Here is a 21,944-nt window from a genome sequence, read left to right on the forward strand (position 1 = left end):
AAGCTTGTATAGTCGATTCGCTATACAAGCTCTACGGTAATTTCTGTTTGTAAACGTTCTACATCATGAAGCTGTACATAACCTGCCCGTTCCGTCAATGCATTCGCTGAAGCAACGGCAGAAGCGTACTGCAAGCAGGTGGGAAACCGGAGGTTTTGAGCCGTAGCCATTGCCATGCCAGCGACAAAGGAATCTCCGCAGCCAACGGTATTGACCACCTGAATAGGAGGACCCTGCACCCGATATAATGCTCCTTCATAAGCACTGATCGAACCCGCTGCTCCCAGAGAAACGGTCACACGCGGGATGCCCTGCTGCTGCAAGCGAAGCAAGCCCTCGGCTCGATCTGTATCTGGTTGATCCTCGGCATTGCCCTCATTGAAAGCCCCAAGCAGCGTAGTGACCTCGTCTTCATTAGGCTTCACAAAATCAGGCTGCGCACCTACCCCTTGCAGCAGAGCAGTACCACTCGTATCGAGAAAAGCAAGCGCTCCGGCTTGCTTCACAATACGGATCAGCTGTGCGTAGCCATCGGTGGGTACGCCCTGCGGTAAGCTTCCCGAGAAGCATACGATACGCGACTGTGCAGCGAGACCAGCCAGCTTGGCCTGGAAAAACTGCCAGGTTTCAGCCGAAATCCAGGGGCCTTGCTCCAGAACCTCAGTTGAAGAGCCGTTCGATTCATCAATCATGTTCAGGCATAGCCGTGATTCTTCCTCGATCTGTACAAAATCATGCTTGATTCCTTGCGCATCCAATTTTTGTTCAATGAACCGGCCATTATGACCGCCAATGATACCAGTGGCTAGAACCGGATAGCCCATCTGCTGAATAACACGGGCAACATTGATCCCTTTGCCACCCGGCTCGGCGTACATCTGCCGTACCCGGGATACCTGTCCGAGTGGAAAACTGGATATATAGTAGGTTTTATCGATGGCTGCGTTCAGGGTTACGGTAGTAATCATGAGTGCCTCCTTAGCGAATACCGGACGCTTTACCGATGCTGCCAAGCATCCGCATTTTTTCCATTGCCGCTTCTTTTACGGCTTTTTTGGCAGGCATCATATATTTACGTGGATCGTTTTCATCCGGATTGTGCGCGAATACCTGCTTAATGGCATCGGAGAAGACGATGCGTATTTCGGTTGCGATATTCATTTTGGACATGCCCAGCGAGATACAGCGTTTGACCTGCTCCTCGGGAATACCTGAGCCACCATGCAGAACGAGTGGAACCGCTACGCGATCAGCAACCTGACGGATTCGCTCAAAATCGATATTCGGGTCGCCCTTGTAAATGCCGTGCGCGGTTCCAATGGCAGGAGCCAATGTGGGAACTCCGGTAAGCTCAATAAAGCGGGCACATTCCTCTGGGTCAGCTAATAGCGCTTCGTGTTCAGCGACTACGATATCGTCCTCAACGCCCCCAACCTTCCCAAGCTCGGCTTCCACATTCACACCAGCAGCGCGGGCGATGTCCACGATCCGTTTGGTTTGAGCCACATTTTCCTCAAAAGCAAACATGGACGCATCAATCATTACCGAGGTGTAGCCTGCGCGGATGCAGTGAATGATCATATCAAAATCGGTGCAATGGTCCAGATGAAGCGCAATGGGAACACCCGAACGATTGGCGGCAGTGGTCGCAGCTGCGACCAAATAGTCAGCTCCCAGATGCTTGACCGTTCCTACTGTCGATTGCAAAATGAGCGGGGAATTGGTTTCCTCCGCAGCGTCTACCACGGCTTGCAGCATTTCTAGAGTGTGTACGTTAAATGCGCCAATCCCATAACCTTGGCTGCGGGCAACTTGCAATAAGGCTGTCGATGAAACTAACGGCATGAATGATTCCTCCTAAGAGTGTTCCTTTAGGAACACTGACATCGTAAGCATAAGCTGAGTTTTGCGTAACAAAGCTAACGTTAAATTTTCACAACCTGTGTCAAATTGCGCGGCGAATCCGGATCGGCATTACGGTTCAAGGCTGTGTAGTAGCCCAAAAATTGCAGGGCAGGTAAGTAAAGTACACTTCTGGCTTCGTCGGAGATGTCGCTGCCGCCTACTTCGAATACAGCATCAGCAAATGAGGTATCCTCACCTTTGTTGGCCGTTAACAGTAGTACAAATGCTCCGTACTCCTGCATTTCGCGTGCAACCTTCAATTCATAATCACGAGCCTGTTCTGACAGCAGCAGGCAGACGAGCGTACCTGGCTCAACGATCGATTTGGGACCATGACGGAACTCCAGCGTTCCATATGCTTCTGTCCATACATAGGACATTTCCTTGATTTTCAAACAAGCTTCCAATGAAAGACCGTAGAGTGCTCCCATACCCAAATATACATATTTAATGAAGGATTGCTCACGTACCAGGGTATCAATAAAAGGTTCGGCGGCCAGAACGGTAGCTCCATCCTGCTTCACGACTTTGGCAAGCTCCTCCAACAGGTCAAGGCGGCCTGCAGCTTTGGCGATCGCCGCTTGCATCATAAATGTCATGCTGCTGAGTGATTTCGTCATAACTGTGCTCGTTTCTTTCCCGAGTGGGGAGACGAGGCATTCCGCCAGCTTGGCCATCGAGCTACCCTCATAGCAGGTGATACCGGCAATCGTCCAGTTGGCAAGCGATTGTACGGACTCCAGCGCCAATACAACCTCAGTCGATTCACCAGAACGGGACACGCCAATTACCAGATAATTGCGATGAGAAGGAGCCGTTTGCTCACGGAACAGCAGCAAATCTGACGATGGGTAAGCAACAGCGCTTCTTCCCAGCCAGGCTCTGCAGGTAGCGGCCATCGTAAGTGCCTGATAGTACGAGGAACCGGATCCGATAAAAATGATCTCTTCAAAAGCAGCGTTATTCAAGTAACGTTCAATCCAGTCCTGCTGTAGCTCCAGTTGGTCCCATGCGGCTGAAATCGCCTCGGCTTGTGCGTTAATTTCTGAATAGGTGTGTTGTCCTAATGTCGTCATTTTCACAGCTCCCTTCGATATAATGAAATTATAATTCATAATTATGATTTATTCAATCATTTATTTGATCTAGTAAACAAAAAAAGTCTTGAATCCTTCATCAAAGAATTCAAGACCGTTTAAGGTCATCGGCTTATTTATGTAATCTTTTTATTCTGCTGTATATTCGCGATACTGCTCCGCAGTTAACAGCTGGGTTAGCGCTTCCTTGGCATGATCATCAATTTCGAGCTCCACCATCCAACCTCCGCCAAAAGGATCACTATTCACGTTTTCCGGTTGATCCAGCAAAGTGTTGTTGACTTGGGTTACGACACCCGATATCGGAGCGTATACATCAGAGACGGTTTTGACGGACTCGATATTTCCGAGACTGGTTTCGCTTAACACCTCGGTGCCAACTTCAGGCAGCTCAACAAACACGATATCACCCAATTGGGACTGTGCAAAATCTGTAATGCCAATCCGGATTGTATGCTCGCCAATCACCTCTACCCATTCATGCTCCTTACTGTATAGCAATTGATCCTTAACCACCGACATGGCCAGCCCCACTTTCGAATTGTTGTTATATCCGCCTACTTGCGAATAGGATGCTTTCAGACTAAATCAGCGCTGTGGGTCATGTCAAGTTAACTGCTAAAAAAGTGGCCATGCTGCCAAAATAAGGTTGACAATGAGATAAGCGGTAAGGTAATAATGAGTGTATGAAATGAATAAGCGGATGAGAGCATAAGGAGAGACTGGCGCATCGACGGCAGCGCCGAAGGAGTAAACCCGAAAGGGTGAATCTCTCAGGCAAAAGGACTTTTGCAGGACGCAGCTCTGGAGAGACTTCGGCATCATAAGCCGTGGCACCGATGGGGAAACTATAGCCTTTCTTTGCAGGTCAGAAGAATAGGTGGTAGGTAACTCTCAGGTACAAAGGACAGAGTGAGAAGCAGGTACGGTCGTTCAAGTAGGATGAGCCTCTGCTTTTCACGCTGTCTTTTTTGCTTTTCATAAAGGACGGGAACGATGTTTACATCCAATGGAGGTGAGGGTATGTCAGATTTAAAACGAACGCCGCTATTCCCGATTTACAAACAGTATGGGACTCCGAGGGTTATTGATTTTGGAGGCTGGGAGCTTCCCGTGCAGTTTACCGGTATCCAAAAGGAACACGACGCTGTTCGACAGCAGGCGGGCTTGTTCGACGTATCTCATATGGGCGAGGTGATGATTACGGGACTGCATGCGGAAGCCTATGTGCAAAAGCTGACCACCAACGATGTCACAAAGCTGATTAACGGCCAGGCTCAGTATAGCTTGATGTGTAATGAGGCTGGGGGCGTAGTGGATGACCTGCTGGTGTATCGTCTGGAGGCTGACCGATTCATGCTCGTCATCAATGCTTCCAATATAGATAAGGATATGGAATGGTTGCAAAGTCATCTGATTGAAGGGGTGCAGTTGAACAATATTTCTGAGCAGACTGCATTGCTTGCCTTACAGGGACCTGCGGCCGAAGCGATATTGCGTAAAGTGACGTCGGTTCCGGTTCATGAGCTAAAAGCTTTTTCATTCCTGCCCGATGTTGAGATCGGCGGGTTGAAGGCACTTGTGTCTAGGACGGGTTACACGGGTGAGGATGGCTTTGAGCTTTATGTAGCTGCTGAGCACGCCATAGAGGTCTGGACTCTGCTCATGGAGGCTGGCGAAGCATATGGTTTGCAGCCGGTGGGATTGGGAGCGCGTGATACACTGAGATTTGAAGCCAAGCTGCCGTTGTATGGGCAGGAGCTGTCGGCTTTGGTGAGTCCATTGGAGGCTTCGGTCGGATTTTTTGTGAAGCTGGATAAGGGGGATTTCATAGGTAGGGAAGCGTTAATTCGTCAAAAGGAAAGCGGCATTCCCCGCAAGCTGGTAGGTATTGAGATGGTCGACCGCGGCATTCCCCGCAGTCATTATCCGATATATGCTGATGATCGTCTCATCGGCGAGGTTACCACAGGCACTCAGTCACCGACATTGAAGAGGAATCTCGGTCTGGCCTTAATCGAAGCTGGATACAGTGGATTGGGTACAGAGGTGTGGGTGGAGATTCGTGAAAAACGACTGAAAGCGATTGTTGTGAAGGCGCCATTTTATAAACGTGATCATAAATAAGGAGTGGATCAAGTGAAGCACCGCTATTTGCCAATGACCGAGCAGGATCAGACGGAGATGCTGGAGACGATTGGCATGACTACCGTAGAAGAATTGTTCAGTGATATACCAGCTTCCGTGCGCTTTCGGGGACGTCTTGAAGTATCGGAAGCTTTGAATGAGCGTGAGCTCTTAAAGCATATGCGGCAATTATCCGGGAAAAATGCCGATTTTGACCGTTATACCAGCTTCTTGGGCGCCGGCATTTACGATCACCATATTCCGGTTGTTATTAATCATGTAATCTCCAGATCTGAATTTTATACAGCGTACACGCCTTATCAGCCGGAAATCAGCCAAGGCGAGCTGCAGGCGATTTTTGAATTTCAATCGTATATTTGTGAGCTGACCGGCATGTCGGTAGCCAATGCGAGTATGTATGACGGTTCCACCGCATTGGCGGAGGCCGGTGCGTTGGCATCGGGAGCAACCAAACGCAAGCAGCTTGTGGTTTCCCGCGCTATTCATCCGGAAGCGAGACAAATTGTGGCGGCGACGGCCAAAGGCTTGAATCTGGACATCGTTGAGGTGGGCATACGTGATGGGGTCACGGATCTGGACGAGCTGTCTGCATGTGTGACCACGGATACAGCAGCTGTATTGATCCAATCGCCCAATTTCTTTGGCTGTATTGAGGACTTGCGAGCTATCGAGCCTGTGACACATGGAGCGGGTGCTCTATTCGTAGTCAGCGCCAATCCGCTTTCTCTGGGGCTGCTGGAATCTCCAGGTGAGCTTGGTGCGGACATTGTGGTTGGCGATGCGCAGCCTTTTGGCATTCCGGCCTCGCTCGGAGGACCGACCTGCGGTTACTTTGCAGTATCAACTGCCTGGATGCGCCGGATGCCCGGCCGTATTGTCGGACAAACCGTGGATCGGGACGGAAAACGCGGCTTTGTGCTAACCTTGCAAACGAGAGAGCAGCATATTCGCCGTGAGAAGGCGACCTCCAATATATGCTCCAATCAGGCATTGCTCGCGCTGTGTGCTTCTGTCTATATTTCAACCCTGGGTAAGCAGGGAATTCAAGAGGTAGCTGATCTGAATATACAAAAGGCTCATTATGCCGCTGATGTATTAAGCCGTATATCCGGTGTATCGGTTCCATTTGGACGGACGCCATTTTTTAATGAGTTTGTGATTAAACTGCCCGAATCATCTTCCATTTCCATTACAGCATTGAATGAAAAGCTGCTTGAAGCCGGATTTATTGGCGGCTATGACTTAGGCAGAGATGACGCGGCGCTTGCAGGCCATATGCTGATTGCTGTGACGGAAAGCCGAACGAAAGCCGAAATCGACGAATTTGCCCTACAATTGGAGGCTGCCCTATGAGCGAAACATTGGAAATAAAGCACGATAAGGCGCTCATATTTGAAATGAGCAAACAGGGGCGCGTCGGCTATTCCTTGCCAGAATGTGATGTACCGAGAACAGACACAGACAAGCTGATCCCTGGGAACCTGCTTCGTACAAAGCCGGCGGAATTGCCTGAGGTATACGAGGTAGACGTGATTCGGCATTATACGGCGCTATCTCGGAGAAACTTCGGCATCGACAACGGTTTTTATCCGCTTGGCTCCTGCACGATGAAATATAATCCAAAAATTAACGAGGATGTCGCCCGTTTTTCCGGCTTCGCCAAGATTCACCCGTATCAGCCGGAAAGCTCTATTCAAGGTGCAATGGAGCTCTTATACCAGCTGCAAAACGATCTGGCTGCGATTACAGGCATGGATCAGGTGACGCTCCAGCCCGCAGCAGGTGCGCATGGTGAGTGGACCGGACTGATGATGATCCGTGCTTACCATGAGAGCCGCGGCGATCATCGGACCAAGGTTATTGTGCCGGACTCCTCGCATGGCACGAATCCAGCTAGTGCGACTGTCGCAGGCTTTGATACGATCACCATCCCGTCGAATGCGAAAGGGCTTGTTGATCTGGATGCGCTGCGCAAGGCTGTAGGGCCGGATACAGCAGCGCTGATGCTGACCAATCCGAATACGCTTGGTTTATTCGAGGAACAGATTGTCGAGGTTGCGGCGATTGTGCATGAGGCAGGGGGGTTACTCTATTATGATGGAGCCAATTCCAATGCGATTATGGGTATCACGCGTCCGGGTGATATGGGCTTCGATGTCGTCCATTTGAATTTGCACAAAACGATGAGCACACCGCACGGCGGCGGAGGTCCGGGTGCAGGTCCGGTTGGCGTGAAGCAGCGACTGATACCCTTCCTGCCTAAGCCGCTTGTGGCTAAAGCTGAGGATGGGACGTATTATTTTGATTACGACAAGCCGGAATCGATTGGTAGGGTCAAAGCCTTTTACGGCAACTTCGGTATTCTGGTTCGTGCCTACACGTATATTCGTACATACGGTCCGGAGGGCTTACGTCGGGTATCGGAGTGTGCGGTGCTGAATGCCAACTATATGCTGCGCCGCTTGGCGCCTTATTACGAGGCTCCTTTTGATCGTGTCTGTAAACATGAGTTTGTATTGTCGGGTCGGGGTTTAAAGAAATTCAACGTTCGTACACTCGATGTCGCGAAGAGGCTGCTTGATTTTGGCTACCACCCGCCGACGATTTATTTTCCACTGAATGTTGAGGAGTGCATTATGATTGAGCCGACGGAAACCGAAAGCAAGGAAACGTTGGATGCTTTTATCGACACGATGATCAGGATTGCCAAGGAAGCGGAAGAGACGCCAGAGCTGCTTCATAATGCTCCTTACACAACAGATGTTCGCCGTCTTGATGAAACCTTGGCTGCACGCAAGCCGGTGCTGAATTGTACCTGCGGTTAAATTCTATGTGGTCATGTGAGACCCCTCCAAATTAGTTGGTAAGATCCCATATCCCCTTTAAGTAGACACTCAAATAAACCTTCATTTTACGATGAAGGAATGAGTGGACTTGAAGGGGATATTTATTATGTGAAGAGGTGTGAAAGGCAGCTGAACAGGTAGAAATCAGTAATTGCATCCAATTAAAGGTATGGTTAGGAAATGGCATGATGGGAAAAAATTGATTTACATAAAGGATTTAAAGAGCCAGCGAGAAAACTGAATGTCAAAACTTTACCTGAAAGGGTTAATATTATTTCTTACATTCACAGTATCAGGAAGGTAGAATGATTAAAAACAAGACTTGGGGTGAACTTCATGGCAACTGAATCACAAACGCACTCAAACGATCTACAAAAGGCACAAAAAAAACGGAAAAGCTCCAAAGAACAATGGCGTGAGGATTTGGCTGGATATTTATTTATTGGTCCGCTGCTAATTGGCCTGTTTATATTGACGCTTTTTCCAATTATAGCTTCATTTCTGCTTAGCTTTACGAACTGGAATTTTGTCGCCGGCTTTTCCAAAATGAAGTTCTTAGGCTTTGACAACTTCATCAAGCTTGCGCACGATAGTATATTTCTACTATCCATCAAAAACAACCTGATTTTATTGTTTGTCGTACCTATCACCTTGATTCTGTCACTGGTGTTGGCGGTCGTCATTGATAAAAAGATTTATTTTAAGGATATATTTAAGCTTGTTTATTTCATTCCGTACATCTCAAGTATTGTCGCTGTAGCGATTGTGTTTCAGGTGCTGTTCCACCCAAGCTTCGGACCGATTAACCAGATGCTGATGTCATTTGGAGTAACCAACCCACCTAAATGGATGGCCGATCCCGATGTGGCTTTATATTGTGTGATGGGGCTGATGGTGTGGGTGAATATCGGTTATAACATGATTGTATTCATGGCCGGCTTGCAATCCATACCGAATGATCTTTATGAAGCTGCGGATATTGATGGCGCTTCGAAGATTAAACAGTTTTTCAACATCACCGTGCCGCTGTTGTCGCCAACTACATTCTTTTTGCTCGTCACGGGCATCATCGGATCATTTAAGGTGTTCGATGTGATAGCCGTTCTGACCGGCGGTGGACCCGCCAATTCTACAACCGTGGTCGTGTATCGTTTATATGAAACAGCATTCATTAATTTGCAGTCGGGTTATGCGTCCGCCATGGCTATTGTTCTCTTGATATTCGTTCTGATCATTACACTTATACAGTGGTATGGCCAACGCAAATGGGTTAATTATTAATTGGGGAAAGGATGAATCTGATGAATAAGTGGAATGTTATAAAAAAAGTGATTTTGACTGCGATTATGTGTGTGCTCGGCTTCGTATTCATGTCTCCCTTTCTATGGATGATTTCCGCATCGATGAAGCCGGAAGTCGACGTGTTTACTTTTCCGATCGAATGGATTCCGAAGCATTGGAATTTGATTGAGAATTATACGACGGTGTGGACTACAACGCAGTTTCCGCTCTTTTACTGGAACTCGATCAAGGTTACAGTGGGAACGACTTTATTGTCTGTCACACTTGCTTGTATGTCGGCATACGCCTTTGCGAAGATCAAGTTCCGCGGCAGTGGTTTGTTTTTCATGATCATATTGGCGATCTATCTGATTCCGAGCCAAGCGATATTGGTTCCTCAGTTTTTAATATTTCGCTGGATCGGACTGTTCGACAGTCACCTTGGTTTGATTTTGCTGGGCTCGTTCAGCGTACTCGGGACGTTCATGCTTCGGCAATTTTACCTGGGGATTCATGATGAATACATTGAATCGGCCAAAATGGATGGGGCAGGACATATACGAATTTTCTTCTCAGTCTGTACGCCTTTAGTTCGTCCAGCGATCGCGACGTATGCAATCCTGCGTTTTATCTGGACGTGGAATGACTATCAAGGTCCGCTTATTTTCCTGAAAACAAAAGAATTGTTTACGATCCAACTCGGTATTCAGTCTTTTGCGACTTTGAACGGTGCGCTATACTCCTTGATCATGGCGGGAGCAGTGTCTGCCATATTGCCTCTGTTGATCATTTTTATCATCGGTCAAAAACATGTTATCGAGGGTATTTCGGTCGGTGGGGTCAAAGGATAAAGAATTCAAGCGATTGGAAAAGGTCAAAATAAGAGTGGAATAGGTTAAAAAATTGACTTCTGCTCGAATAAAGCGTCTGTTATATTCGGAATGTAACGGTTTTCAAAATAAATAGTTCGTATATGGAGGGGTTTATATGAAAAAGAGTTTATTAACGCTTAGCGGTTTACTATTAACCACAACCGCACTTGCTGGATGCGGTGCCACAAATAATAATGCAGGATCATCGACGAATGCCGGTAATGAAGGTTCCAAGGAGCCTGTAACGATCAAGGTTCAGGCTTGGTATACCGAAGCTCAAGGGAATTGGAATGCTACGGTTGATGCTTATAACAAAACGCATCCAAACGTTAAAGTGGTATATGAGGGGATGTCCGAGAAGGGTGATTCCCAGGAAGGTATGAAAAAGATGGACCTTCTGGCCGCTTCTGGTGATCAAATGGACGTAGTGATGTATTCCAGTGCATCTGATTTTGCCCAACGTGTAGGTGCAGGGATTTTGGAGCCTCTAGATGATTATTTGAAGAAAGACAACATTGTCGTTAAGGACGAATACAAAATCGATCCTATCGTGAACGGCAAATATTATGCTTTACCTGGTAAAATGATCGAATGGTTCGTTATGCTGAACAAGGACAAGCTGGATGAAGCGAAGCTTCCAGTTCCGACCGAATGGACTTGGAACGATTATGCCGAATACGCGAAGAAAATGACCAAGGGTGAAGGAGCCTCCAAGACATATGGTTCATATTTCCACAATTGGAAAGATTACTCGCTTCTTGCGTTAAATAATGATATGGAAAATCCGTACCTCGTTAAGTCAGATGGCTCAGCGAATATCGATAATCCGAAAGTTCGTTACTCTCTAGATCTGCGCAACAAAATGGAAAATGTAGACAAGACTTCTGTACCTTACTTTGAAGTTGTATCCCAAAAAATGAATTACCGCGATGTGTTTTATGCGGGTAAAACAGCCATGCTTGCAACTGGAAACTGGATGGTTGGGGAGCTTTCACTGAACGGTAAATTTAACACCGTATTTGCACCTTATCCAAAATATGACGCCAAAGATACAAACGGTTTAACAGAAATTGGCGCAGACTTCATGGGTATCGCAGCATCCTCCAAGCATAAGCAGGAAGCTTATGATTTTGTAAAGTGGTATACAACGGAAGGTATCACAACACAAGGCTTGTTCTTCTCCGGTTGGAAAAAAGCTGATATTAACCAAAACGTTGATGCCATTCTAAAAAGCGGCAAACCAGAGAATGTTAAGTTTATTGATAAAGAATCATTGTTGAGCACACTGAAGGTGAACAAAGCAACGAAGCTGGTAGTACCTCCAACGTATGCCTTGCAGCAAGAAAAGGAATATATGAATCAAGTGGAGCTGTACTTGGTTGGTAAGCAGGATCTGGATAAAACGATTCAAACGGCAACAACTAAAATAGAAGAAATCAAGAAAAGCAACAAATAAACATTTCTGTAACATTAGTAGGTATCAGCCATGCGATAACTCATGCATTCTAATGTTATACTAAAAGAGGAGGCGATAAGCCTCCTCTTTTTCTCATACGAAAGGAAAGGCAGGCGGTTTGTAGTGCCAGAATGGCTTCGTACCTTATCGCTTCGCAATAAACTCATGTTGACGATTCTGATTTGTCTTGTTCTACCGTCAATCGTTTCATTATATGTATCCAATCTGTTGACGAGAGATGTTGTTCGTTCTCAAGTGACGGAGAACTCTCAAGAAGCCATGAGAATCGTTAACCAGTTTGCAGCGGGACAAATCAAAAATATGGTTTATGTGATGAATTTTGTTCAATTCGATGAGGAATTGCAGCTTTCGATCCTGGAGCTGGGGCGAATCAATGAGTCGACGAGCCAGGGTGATGTTTTGTCTCACAAACAAAAAATTTCTAAAAGGTTGGAAACGGTCATCAACTCACTCGGACATCTGAACGTAACTATACTGCTGCCTAACAGGGAGTATGTCGCGTCTTACTCAACGTTCAGCAAAGATCCGCGGAATATTTTCGATAAAAGCTGGTTTCAGGATGTTGATAAGGTATCCGGTTATAATGTGAAGTGGGTTGGGGCGGAACCTAATGATGATATACAAACATTAAATAAACCTTATGTGCTCACGGCAGCCAAGCCTCTACGCACCAACTCATCCACCTACGGCTATGTTATAGTCAGTTCGGAGATGGATAATTTCCAGCAGTTATTCGATCAATATAAAGCTGATGAAGTCATGGTGATTATCGACCGCCAAGGCCATGTAGTGGTAGATAAGGATTATAGCTCCATCGGGACAACTTTTCCCTACTATGATCAATTGCCGACGAGTAATAGTTTTTCATTCCTGAAGGTAGCGGGAGAAGAATATATAATGCTTAGCGAGCAAATAACCCCGGAGTGGCGGCTTGTGAGTATGAGTCCTTACAAGAAGGCAGCTCAAAAAATTGAATCGTTCCGTCAGACTGATTTTCTGATTCAACTGCTATTTTTGATTGTATTCGTTGGCATTCTTCTTTATATGGTGCGCGCCTTGACGAAACCGATTGCGAAGCTTGTCCAGACTGTCGTCCAAATTGAGTCCGGGCAGCTCAGTGAGCGTTCCAATATAACCGGCGGTGATGAGGTTGGACGCCTCGGCTATGTATTTGACCGGATGATTGGCCGTATTGAACGAATGATTAAAGAAAACCGCCGAGAGCAGGAGTTAAAGCGTAAGGCAGAGCTTGCAATGCTGCAGGCGCAGATCAATCCGCACTTCTTGTTCAATGTACTGAATTCGATCAGGCTGAAAATCATCATGAAGGGCGATGAGGAGAATGCTGAACTAATCAGCTCGTTATCCTCGGTATTGCGGATGACGATCAACCGTAACAATGAGTTCATCATGCTGCATGAGGAAATTGATATTAATGAACACTATGTCCGGTTATTGAACTCCCGCCATGGGGATCGTGTGGTGCTGCGTATTGAGGCTGCTTCCGATACGCTAATGCTCAAAGTACCCAGATTTATACTCCAGCCGCTAATCGAGAATGCTTATATTCACGGATTGAAAAGCAAACCTGGGGAAATTATTATTTCTTCATGCAAGTGTGAGGACGGACGACTACAGGTGGAGATCCGTGACTCAGGCATTGGTATGACTTCGGAGAAACTCTCCGCGCTGCGTGCTCACCTCGAAGCTAAATTGCGGGATCATACAGAAGAGAGCCATAAAGATTTATTATCGGGTATCGGAATTAATAATGTATTTGAACGATTAAAGTTGATTTACGGTGATAGGTTCGACTATGACATCGACAGCATACCAGATCGGGGAACGTGTATCGTGCTGCGTTTTCCCGAGAATGCGGACAAGGGGGAGAACGATGTATTCAGTTATGATCGTGGATGATGATTTGCCTGTACTTGAATTTTTGGAGACATCCATCAAATGGAGCGAGCTAGGATTTCGCTTAGCGGGAACTTATGACGATCCTTTAGAAGCACTTGAGGCTGGACGTAAGGACAAGACGGATGTACTGATCAGTGACATTGGTATGCCCGGTCTGAACGGACTTGAATTGATCCGATCCTTGCGAGAGAATCATTCCATGCTGAAGGTCGTAATCTTATCCTGCCATGATGATTTTCAGTATGCCCAAGCAGCTGTGAAGCTATCAGTGAGTGAATATGTGTTAAAGGAAACGATGAATGCACGCCTCATTACTGAGGTGCTCCTACAGTTAAAGGAGCAGTTGGATATGGAAGCCGGTGTTTTGTCGAAGAGCTTAAAGCTGGAGAGGGAGGTTGAGCTGAACCGAAGCGCGTCAAAGCGTCATTTTATCCGGAGTACGGTGAATGAGCCTCTTCTCGATACCGTAGAGTGGAATCGCAAGGCTGAAGAGTTCGGTATCAAATGGGGAGAACATGCTGTATTGCCGGTTTTCGGTTATGCGAATCAGCTTAAAGAGGCTGTGAATCGATTTCAGTCAAAAGATTTGTTCGTATATACCATCGAAAATATTATGGAGGAGCTTCTAGTCGATCACCTAGAAACGGTGTTTTTTACGTACGATACAGGGGAAATTGTTCTGCTATTTCCTCACTATTCGCAGCTTCATATCAATAACAGTCAGAAGGTAGCTCAGACGCTGAGAGAAATCCAGAGCTGCCTGCTTCAATATACAAAAATTCCCTTCTCATTTCTTACAGGAAATCCGGTGAAAGATGCTCGGTCTCTCAAGGATCAATTGTTCCATATGGTGGATACCAAAAATCCCCGCTTTTACTTGCCGGAATCCTCAGTGATGAAGCTGGAGCATGTGAGAGAAAGCTTTGGGGAAGGCGATCTGCTGCTGGAGCAGTACATGCCGGCACTGGAGGAATTTCGCCGCGCGATATTCGAGGAGCGGAATGAGATGATTGACGACTATGTCTCAAAATGGATGGAATTCATACAATATCATCGATTCCGCCCAATGGAGGTAAAGGAATGGCTGCTGAAAATGATTCTTGATGTACGTCTGCGTCTCAAATCGCTGCAGCACTACAATTCAACGTTCTCCTCGGAGCTGCTGCACCATGATTTACTCGAGTTGTCGTCCGTTCGTGAGCTTGAGCTGTGGCTAAAGGGTTATCTTTGGGAGGCAATTCAATGGGCTGGACAAGTATACCGTGAATCTCATAACCGCGAGATTGTGGAATGCCAGCGTTTTGTTTACAATCATCTGGACAAGAAAATTTCGCTTGAGGACGCGGCAGCTCATCTCCATCTTCATCCGAGTTATTTAAGTCGGCTGTTTAAAAGGGAAACAGGGGAGAACTTCGTCGAATATGTAACCCGGATAAAAATGGGAAAAGCGAAGGAACTCCTGGAGATCACCGATAAGTCGATCGAGGAAATTGCCGAAATGCTTGGTTACGACAACAAAAATTATTTTGGCAAACTGTTTAAAGCACACACAGGTACTGTGCCGAATGGGTACCGCGCTGCACACATAAAAAGGTAGCTACTGGATCTGAGTACAACTTCTATGTAGCAACCGTTCACTTTATGCCCGTTAATCTGGTACAATAGGAAGCAATAGTTCAGATTGCCAGGGAGTGGAGTGTACAGAGTGGAAACGAATTCTGATTTATCAACCGAACCTAAAGTGTTAATTGTCGACGGTATGGCCTTATTATTCAGAGCCTTTTATGCAACCTCGTATAGTGGATATATTCGAAAAACAAGCGCAGGACTGCCGACCAATGCGGTCTACGGCTTTATTCAATATTTGTTCGATGCGGTCAAAACATTCAAGCCTACTCATGTGGTGTGTTGTTGGGATTTGGGGGGGACGACGATTCGCGCGGAGCTGTTCGATTCCTATAAAGCCAATCGGAAGGCTCCGCCTGAAGAGCTGATTCCCCAATTCGAGCTGGTGAAGGAAGTTGTCGCAGAAATGGGCATACTCAATCTCGGCGTGCAAGGCTACGAAGCAGATGATTGTATCGGTACGGTAGCCAAGACGATCAGCGAGGAAGCGCATGTCTATATTTTGACCGGGGACCATGACATGCTGCAGCTGATTTCGGAGCGAATCCATGTCATTATTATGAAAAAAGGCAAGCTGAACTACTTGACCTATGATCTGCAGGTTTTGTGGGAAGAAAAGCAGCTGCACCCCTATCAGATTATTGAGTTAAAAAGCTTTATGGGCGATACCAGCGACAATTATCCCGGTGTTCGGGGAATCGGTGAAAAAACTGCTTTAAAATTAGTCCAGGAATATCAAACCGTTGAAGGGGTATTGGATGCTCTGGAATCGCTGCCTAAAGGCGTTCGAACCAAGATCGAGTCTGACAGGGACATGCTTATGCTGTCCAAGGACTTGGCTACGATCCGACTGGATGTGCCACTAACGTGCAGTCTGGAGCAATGTATTTGGAGTATTCAGAAGGAAGCTACGATTCGCAAATTTGATGAGCTTGAATTTGGTGGTCTGATCAAAATCGTCATCTAGCGTCTGGGAGCAGTATCTGGAAGCCCGTACATACTAAATCGGAGAACCAAAAGAAAAAGCTCGCCACTTTAGAGCATGAATCTAAAGGGAGGTGAGCTTTTTTTGTGTTTTATTGTGCTTTATAACAGCAACGAAAGTGTCGGGTTATTATTCCTTCACAGGGTTGTGCTTGTCTTTATCATCACCTTGGTCATCCTTGTGTTCCTTTTCTTTTTTCTCTTCGTGGAATTCGATAGGAGTTTGTCCAGTAATGTAATCCAATGGGGTGTAATCGCTGTTTGGAATTTGTTTACCTTTAATGATTTTCAAAGTAATGATCAGCAGCAGTACGATAATTGGCACAATGAGTGAGAGAACGACATACAGTCCAAAATCCTCCATATCTAAGCTCCTTTGATTGATAGAGTCAATATCATGATGACAACGGGAAAAGCTTTTTCCATAAGACTGGAAAGGCTTCTCCCGCTGTTGTCGGCATATTTTACATATCGAACCAGTGATCATACCAGCGTATCTGACTGTGACTTACTGCACGATCAGATCAAGCTCCTCGTAGCTGCATTCGTGGTTATCGAGCAGATTTTGCCGCAATACCAGATATAATTCCGCTTTTGTAGCATTTTCATAAGGCATAACAAACAGTACACCGACGAACAGCGCAATGCATCCGAGCAAATACCATCCGATAAAAGAAAGATCCAGAACCCACATCTTGAACTTATGTCCGGCCGTCATCCGGTTACTCAATTCAACCGCACGTTTGTAACCAATATTGGCGTTGTCAGCCAAAATATAAGGCACCATACGATACGCATACGATTTTACGATCCCAGGAATAATGAGCAGCAGGAACCAGAGGAAGTTAAGAAAATCTTTCCATAACATGGATTTTACGATAGCCAAATATTTATTTTTGCGAAAACCATATTCAATATGATTCAAATTATTATCGCCCTGTGCATTCCTTACAAAATACCGTCTGCCACCAACCTCAAGTGAATAACATAAAAAAATTCGAAACGCCATCGCAAACAACATAATCCCAAGAAATATAACGACGAAGATGAGTATGATCAGTAAGGTCTCATTATCCATCATATCCCTGAATATTTCAGTGAAGCTGTCTCTGCCGCTGCTGGCATTATGACGATTGTACGAGCTGCCGCCGTCAAGGTTCCAGGTATCAGGATCAAGTCCATTAAAGAGATTGGATGGGATACTGCTGCCGCTGCCCCCGTTACCACCTACAAAGCCAATAATTAAACTCACCAAAAAGGCTTTCCAATAGGAGGTTCTTAACACGTCCTTTGCTCTCGACTTAAGTTCCTTACGCGTCCACATGTGAATCAATCCTTTACAATTTGATAAGGTCTTCATCTATATATACCCAACTGCTGCAGTTGATTATGTGCGGAATACACTTTTTTGTCAAGTAATGGATAAGCTCAAAAAATTATGGTTGCATGATCTGTAGAATGGGTTATGATGTCATCATGCATGTAAGGCTGCTGTGCAATTTGCGCAAACTGAAGAGGCCTACTACGCCGAAATTTTACGAAGTCAAGAGCACAAATTTAAGGAGATGGACAACTTGCGCATCGCGGCCTCTATCCGCAAAGTGCTGATCATGAACGCAGCCTCAACGATTATTTTTAACTACATTGGTATTTTTGTAAATCTATTTATCTGGGAAAAGAATCATAGTATTTTTGACGTTACCTGGTTTAATCTGATTATGTTCATCACGTGGAGTCTCGCTTTTGCAGGGGGATCACGATTGTTAACCAAATATACGACACGAGCGTTGATTCGAACGACAGCGACATGTGGTGCGATCACGTTTATTCTCTTGACCACGCTAACTCTGGACAACCGTCTGCTGTGGATTACCATTATTGCGATACCAGTCGGTATCATGTGGGGATTGTATGCCGCTTCGCAAAATATTACATTGACCGCTATCGGCAAGGGTGGTAATTTTGAAGATTATTTCTCATATGCGACGATTATAGGACAGACGATCTCGATTGTGAACCCGATCGTATTTGCCTTCATTATCAAATGGATCGGTTACTATGGATCGTTTATTATGATGTTTATATTTATAACGGTGCTAATGGTGGTTTCGTTCTTCATTTCTCCTGTGACCTTAGCGGAGGAAAAGAAGCCATTGTTCCAGCAGATGCGATTCTCGACGGTATTTTCTTATCCGGCTATTCGCTGGATGGTGCCTTCCTGTTTGGCTGCCGGTGTATTTTTGCAGTTTCAGGGTTTGTTTGCCTTAATATTTACGTTTTCCGTCTCGAATGACAAGTTGGTCATAGCTCTACTCAATGTCCTCTACGCAGTATCCTCGATCATTGCGATGGTGCTGCACAGAAAGCTAACGGTGAGCAGTGGGATTTGGTTAAAGGTAGGCATGGTGGCGATCTCGGTCGGGTTCTTGATCGCGCTGCTTCAGCATTCGGTATTCCTCGTGATTTCGAATATTTTAACGACAGTGGGACTCTTTTATTTCAGTACGATCTGGAACAGCGGTCAATTCCGAATTATTAGCCGTCATACCTCCATTGAGCAGGCGCGAATTTTATTGTGGCGTGAATGGTTTCTTAATATATCGCGGATCGCGATGCTGGTTCTTATATTGTTTGTAAAGGATTTACAGGGTCTGACCTTCATCCTGCTGCTTGCTTTTTCACTTGGCTGCGCACTGCTGGTGCCGTTCTTCTCACAAAAGAGTGAGGAAGCTTTGGAAGCTGAATGAGGATTTGGACAAAAATGGTTGCAGAGAGCTGTCTCGTAAGGTCTGAGAGGATCTGAGGGTCGGCTTTTTGGTATGGCTGACTCAGGTCATTGGAATAGCGTGGATAAATGGTACGTACAAAAGTATAATAGAAATTAAAAGATCACGAACGACAGAGGTGCATGATGAGTAAAAAGCCTTTACCTAAATATATACAGCTAAAACAGGAAATTATGGGCTGGCTGCATGCTGCTAAGATTATGCCCAATGAGCGGATGCCGACCGAGCATGAAATTGCCGATCAATTTGGCATGAGCAGGCAGACGGTCCGGCAAACATTAGGCGAGCTGGAGCAGGAGGGCTGGCTGTATCGTGTGCAGGGAAGCGGTACGTATGTGGCGCCAGCACCAAAGCCGAAACGGGAAATTCAAACAATCGGTGTGCTGACGACCTATATTTCCGACTATATATTCCCTTCCATCGTACGAGGAGTAGAAAATGTGCTCCGGTCGAGAGGTTATCGGATGCTGCTTTCCAGCACGGACAACGATAAGGCCAGAGAGCGCGAAAGTCTGCAAATGCTGCTGACCCATCCGCTGGCCGGGATTATCATCGAGCCGACCAAAAGCGCGGAGGGAAACCCGAATCTCGATTTTTATTTATCGTTGGAGTACAGAAGCATTCCATTCCTGATGATCAATGAGCGGTACATGGAGATGAACTGCCCTTGTATTAAAATGGACGACGAGGCCGGCGGGTACACAGCGGCAGAGCATTTAATCAAACTCGGACATCGGCGCATTGCCGGATTTTTCAAAATGGATGATCTGCAGGGAGTGAACCGGATGAAGGGTTTTATTCGGGCGCACCATGAATTGAAGGTTCCGCTGCTGCCACACGCAGTGATACATTATGCAACGGAAGAAAAGAAAACGAAGCCCTACGCTGCAGCTTTATCCATGCTAAGTCAGGAGGATGAGCGGCCGACTGCCTTTGTCTGCTATAACGATGAGCTGGCTGTACAGCTGATTGGCGCGATTCGCGAGGCGGGATTGACCGTTCCCGGAGATGTTTCGGTAGTTGGCTACGATGATTCAACACTCGCTACCGCGATGGAGGTGAAGCTGACAACATTGGCACACCCGAAGCTTGATTTGGGTATACAGGCAGCAGAAACCTTGATTGATATGATTGAGCATAAACAATCGGATACCGCTGATCGTTCGAAGATCTGGAAGCCTGAGCTGATTGTCCGTGAATCGACGAGACCTGTATGAGAGTACGAAGCATATTTAGAAGTTCGGTGAATAATGAGCGGAGTGGCCAAATGATCCTGGAGAAGCGTTAGCGTTCGCCTTTGTTTCCGTAAAGCAACATTCATCTATTACATAATTATCATTGTGAATCATAAAACAGGATTGCCTGAAATATGTGGGCAACCTAAAACTGGTTCTGCTCTTGCGATCCAGTTTTTTTGGCTATTGTACAATTATAAACAGCTTCAGATATAATGCTCATTTCAACAAGAAACATCTCCCAAAAATCTTGATCCGATTACAGATCAGACAATTTACCACTAATATTCCCCCCTAAAAACCGTTGCATAAGCACAATATAATACGTCATGGATACCATTGGACTGGTACCGTTCCTTAATTAATCAAATCTAATATATATATTTATATTAGTTTTTTAATGAAAGGCGGTAATTAATTATGTCTGATGGGCTATCAGGTCTGACAGGTCTGACAGGTCAAACAGGTCAGACGGGTCAAACAGGTCAAACGGGTCAAACAGGTCAAACGGGTCAAACGGGTCCAACCGGTCCGACAGGTAAACAAGGACCTAAAGGTGTACAAGGCTCCCAAGGCATACAAGGACCTCAGGGTGTTCAAGGGCCTCAAGGCACACAAGGAACTCAAGGTGTACAAGGACCTCAAAGCGTTCAAGGACCGCAAGGCACACAAGGACCCCGGGGTGACCAAGGAACTGAAGGCGTTCAAGGACCTCAAGGTGCTCAAGGGCCGCAAGGCGTACAAGGATCGCAGGGTGTACAAGGGCCTCAAGGTGCTCAAGGGCCGCAAGGCATACAAGGATCACAAGGTGTACAAGGCCCTCAAGGTGTTCCAGGACCTCAAGGTGACCAAGGACCTCAAGGCGTACAAGGACCTCAAGGTGTTCAAGGACCGCGGGGTGACCAAGGACTGCAAGGTGCTCAAGGGCCGCAAGGTGTTCAAGGACCGCGGGGTGACCAAGGACCGCAAGGTGCTCAAGGGCAGCAAGGCACCCAAGGACCGCAAGGCACACATGGACCTCAAGGTGCTCAAGGGCCGCAAGGCATACAAGGACCTCAAGGTGTTCAAGGACCTCAAGGCACCCAAGGACCGCAGGGTGATCAAGGACCGCAAGGTGCACAAGGGCCGCAAGGATCTCAAGGCGTTCAAGGACCTCAAGGCATACAAGGACCGCAAGGTACTCAAGGAACTCAAGGTGTACAAGGACCTCAAGGTGATCAAGGGTCGCAAGGCACACAAGGATCGCAGGGTGATCAAGGACCTCAAGGCATACAAGGAACTCAAGGTGATCAAGGACCGCAAGGTGTACAAGGACCTCAAGGTGATCAAGGGTCGCAAGGCACACAAGGATCGCAGGGTGTACAAGGACCTCAAGGTGTCCAAGGGCCACAAGGCGCACAAGGACCGCAAGGCACCCAAGGACCGCAGGGTGATCAAGGACCGAAAGGTATACAAGGATCTCAGGGTGATCAAGGACCGCAAGGCACACAAGGGCCGCAAGGCGTACAAGGACCTCAAGGCACACAAGGGCCGCAAGGTGCTCAAGGACCTCAAGGTGAACAAGGACCTCAAGGTGTACAAGGACCTCAAGGTGAACAAGGACCTCAAGGCGTACAAGGACCTCAAGGTGCTCAAGGACCGCAAGGTGCTCAAGGACCGCAGGGTGCTCAAGGGCCGCAGGGTGCTCTAGGGTCTCAAGGCGCTCAAGGACCGCAGGGTGATCAAGGAACGCAAGGTGTTCAAGGACCGCAAGGCACCCAAGGACCG

Annotated in this window: 17 protein-coding genes, 1 pseudogene and 2 riboswitches; of the genes and pseudogenes, 12 read left to right on the plus strand and 6 right to left on the minus strand. The window is 46.7% G+C overall.

Annotation, left to right across the window (positions count from 1 at the left end):
* Positions 1-20 precede the first annotated feature (20 nt).
* The 4 genes from BK127_RS27625 to gcvH form a co-directional block, all read right to left on the minus strand.
* Complete coding sequence (locus BK127_RS27625) at positions 21-968, minus strand: 1-phosphofructokinase family hexose kinase (RefSeq protein ID WP_076235138.1); 948 nt, start codon at positions 966-968, stop codon at positions 21-23.
* A gap of 10 nt (positions 969-978) precedes the next feature.
* Complete coding sequence (gene fba / locus BK127_RS27630; protein ID WP_076235141.1) at positions 979-1,845, minus strand: class II fructose-1,6-bisphosphate aldolase; 867 nt, start codon at positions 1,843-1,845, stop codon at positions 979-981.
* Between the two features lie 80 nt (positions 1,846-1,925).
* A complete protein-coding gene (locus BK127_RS27635) occupies positions 1,926-2,981 on the minus strand; it encodes an SIS domain-containing protein (RefSeq protein ID WP_076235143.1) in 1,056 nt (351 codons plus the stop codon).
* Between the two features lie 150 nt (positions 2,982-3,131).
* Positions 3,132-3,524 (minus strand): glycine cleavage system protein GcvH, encoded by a 393-nt coding sequence (gcvH, locus tag BK127_RS27640; protein WP_076235146.1) that lies wholly within the window; start codon positions 3,522-3,524, stop codon positions 3,132-3,134.
* Between the two features lie 181 nt (positions 3,525-3,705).
* A riboswitch (glycine riboswitch) is annotated at positions 3,706-3,801 on the plus strand.
* A 3-nt stretch (positions 3,802-3,804) separates the two neighbouring features.
* A riboswitch (glycine riboswitch) is annotated at positions 3,805-3,915 on the plus strand.
* 110 nt (positions 3,916-4,025) lie between these two features.
* Between gcvH and gcvT the strand changes: the two genes are divergently transcribed.
* From gcvT to BK127_RS27685, 9 genes are all read left to right on the plus strand, one after another.
* Positions 4,026-5,129, plus strand: a complete 1,104-nt coding sequence (gene gcvT, locus BK127_RS27645; RefSeq protein ID WP_076235148.1) for a glycine cleavage system aminomethyltransferase GcvT — start codon at positions 4,026-4,028, stop codon at positions 5,127-5,129.
* Positions 5,130-5,141: 12 nt separating this feature from the next.
* Positions 5,142-6,503, plus strand: a complete 1,362-nt coding sequence (gcvPA, locus tag BK127_RS27650) for an aminomethyl-transferring glycine dehydrogenase subunit GcvPA (RefSeq protein WP_076235150.1) — start codon at positions 5,142-5,144, stop codon at positions 6,501-6,503.
* Positions 6,500-7,975, plus strand: coding sequence for an aminomethyl-transferring glycine dehydrogenase subunit GcvPB (gene gcvPB / locus BK127_RS27655; RefSeq protein WP_305954330.1), 1,476 nt, complete (start codon positions 6,500-6,502; stop codon positions 7,973-7,975). Before gcvPA ends, gcvPB begins: the two co-directional genes overlap by 4 nt.
* A 357-nt stretch (positions 7,976-8,332) precedes the next feature.
* Complete coding sequence (locus BK127_RS27660) at positions 8,333-9,277, plus strand: carbohydrate ABC transporter permease (protein WP_076235153.1); 945 nt, start codon at positions 8,333-8,335, stop codon at positions 9,275-9,277.
* Positions 9,278-9,288: 11 nt separating this feature from the next.
* A complete protein-coding gene (locus BK127_RS27665; RefSeq protein ID WP_372237380.1) occupies positions 9,289-10,128 on the plus strand; it encodes a carbohydrate ABC transporter permease in 840 nt (279 codons plus the stop codon).
* Between the two features lie 136 nt (positions 10,129-10,264).
* Positions 10,265-11,605, plus strand: coding sequence for an ABC transporter substrate-binding protein (locus BK127_RS27670; protein ID WP_076235157.1), 1,341 nt, complete (start codon positions 10,265-10,267; stop codon positions 11,603-11,605).
* Between the two features lie 123 nt (positions 11,606-11,728).
* Positions 11,729-13,546, plus strand: coding sequence for a cache domain-containing sensor histidine kinase (locus BK127_RS27675; RefSeq protein ID WP_076235159.1), 1,818 nt, complete (start codon positions 11,729-11,731; stop codon positions 13,544-13,546).
* Positions 13,521-15,143 (plus strand): response regulator transcription factor, encoded by a 1,623-nt coding sequence (locus BK127_RS27680; RefSeq protein ID WP_076235162.1) that lies wholly within the window; start codon positions 13,521-13,523, stop codon positions 15,141-15,143. Before BK127_RS27675 ends, BK127_RS27680 begins: the two co-directional genes overlap by 26 nt.
* A 108-nt stretch (positions 15,144-15,251) precedes the next feature.
* Complete coding sequence (locus BK127_RS27685; RefSeq protein ID WP_256711479.1) at positions 15,252-16,139, plus strand: 5'-3' exonuclease; 888 nt, start codon at positions 15,252-15,254, stop codon at positions 16,137-16,139.
* 147 nt (positions 16,140-16,286) lie between these two features.
* On the opposite strand, the gene BK127_RS27690 is transcribed toward BK127_RS27685, so the two are convergent.
* Both BK127_RS27690 and BK127_RS27695 read right to left on the minus strand, forming a co-directional pair.
* Positions 16,287-16,520, minus strand: a complete 234-nt coding sequence (locus BK127_RS27690) for a DUF3951 domain-containing protein (RefSeq protein WP_076235164.1) — start codon at positions 16,518-16,520, stop codon at positions 16,287-16,289.
* A gap of 144 nt (positions 16,521-16,664) precedes the next feature.
* A complete protein-coding gene (locus tag BK127_RS27695) occupies positions 16,665-17,480 on the minus strand; it encodes a DUF975 family protein (protein WP_076235166.1) in 816 nt (271 codons plus the stop codon).
* Between the two features lie 241 nt (positions 17,481-17,721).
* Here BK127_RS27695 and BK127_RS27700 point away from each other — a divergent pair, with 241 nt between their 5' ends.
* The 3 genes and pseudogenes from BK127_RS27700 to BK127_RS27710 form a co-directional block, all read left to right on the plus strand.
* Positions 17,722-18,903 carry an MFS transporter gene (locus BK127_RS27700; protein WP_179097629.1) on the plus strand — a complete coding sequence of 394 codons (1,182 nt, stop codon included), beginning with the start codon at positions 17,722-17,724 and terminating at the stop codon, positions 18,901-18,903.
* A 164-nt stretch (positions 18,904-19,067) separates the two neighbouring features.
* Positions 19,068-20,159, plus strand: coding sequence for a GntR family transcriptional regulator (locus tag BK127_RS27705; protein ID WP_076235170.1), 1,092 nt, complete (start codon positions 19,068-19,070; stop codon positions 20,157-20,159).
* Between the two features lie 456 nt (positions 20,160-20,615).
* Positions 20,616-21,944 (plus strand): annotated as a pseudogene (locus tag BK127_RS27710) (collagen-like domain-containing protein); the annotation flags it as partial.

The organism is Paenibacillus sp. FSL H7-0331, from assembly GCF_001956045.1.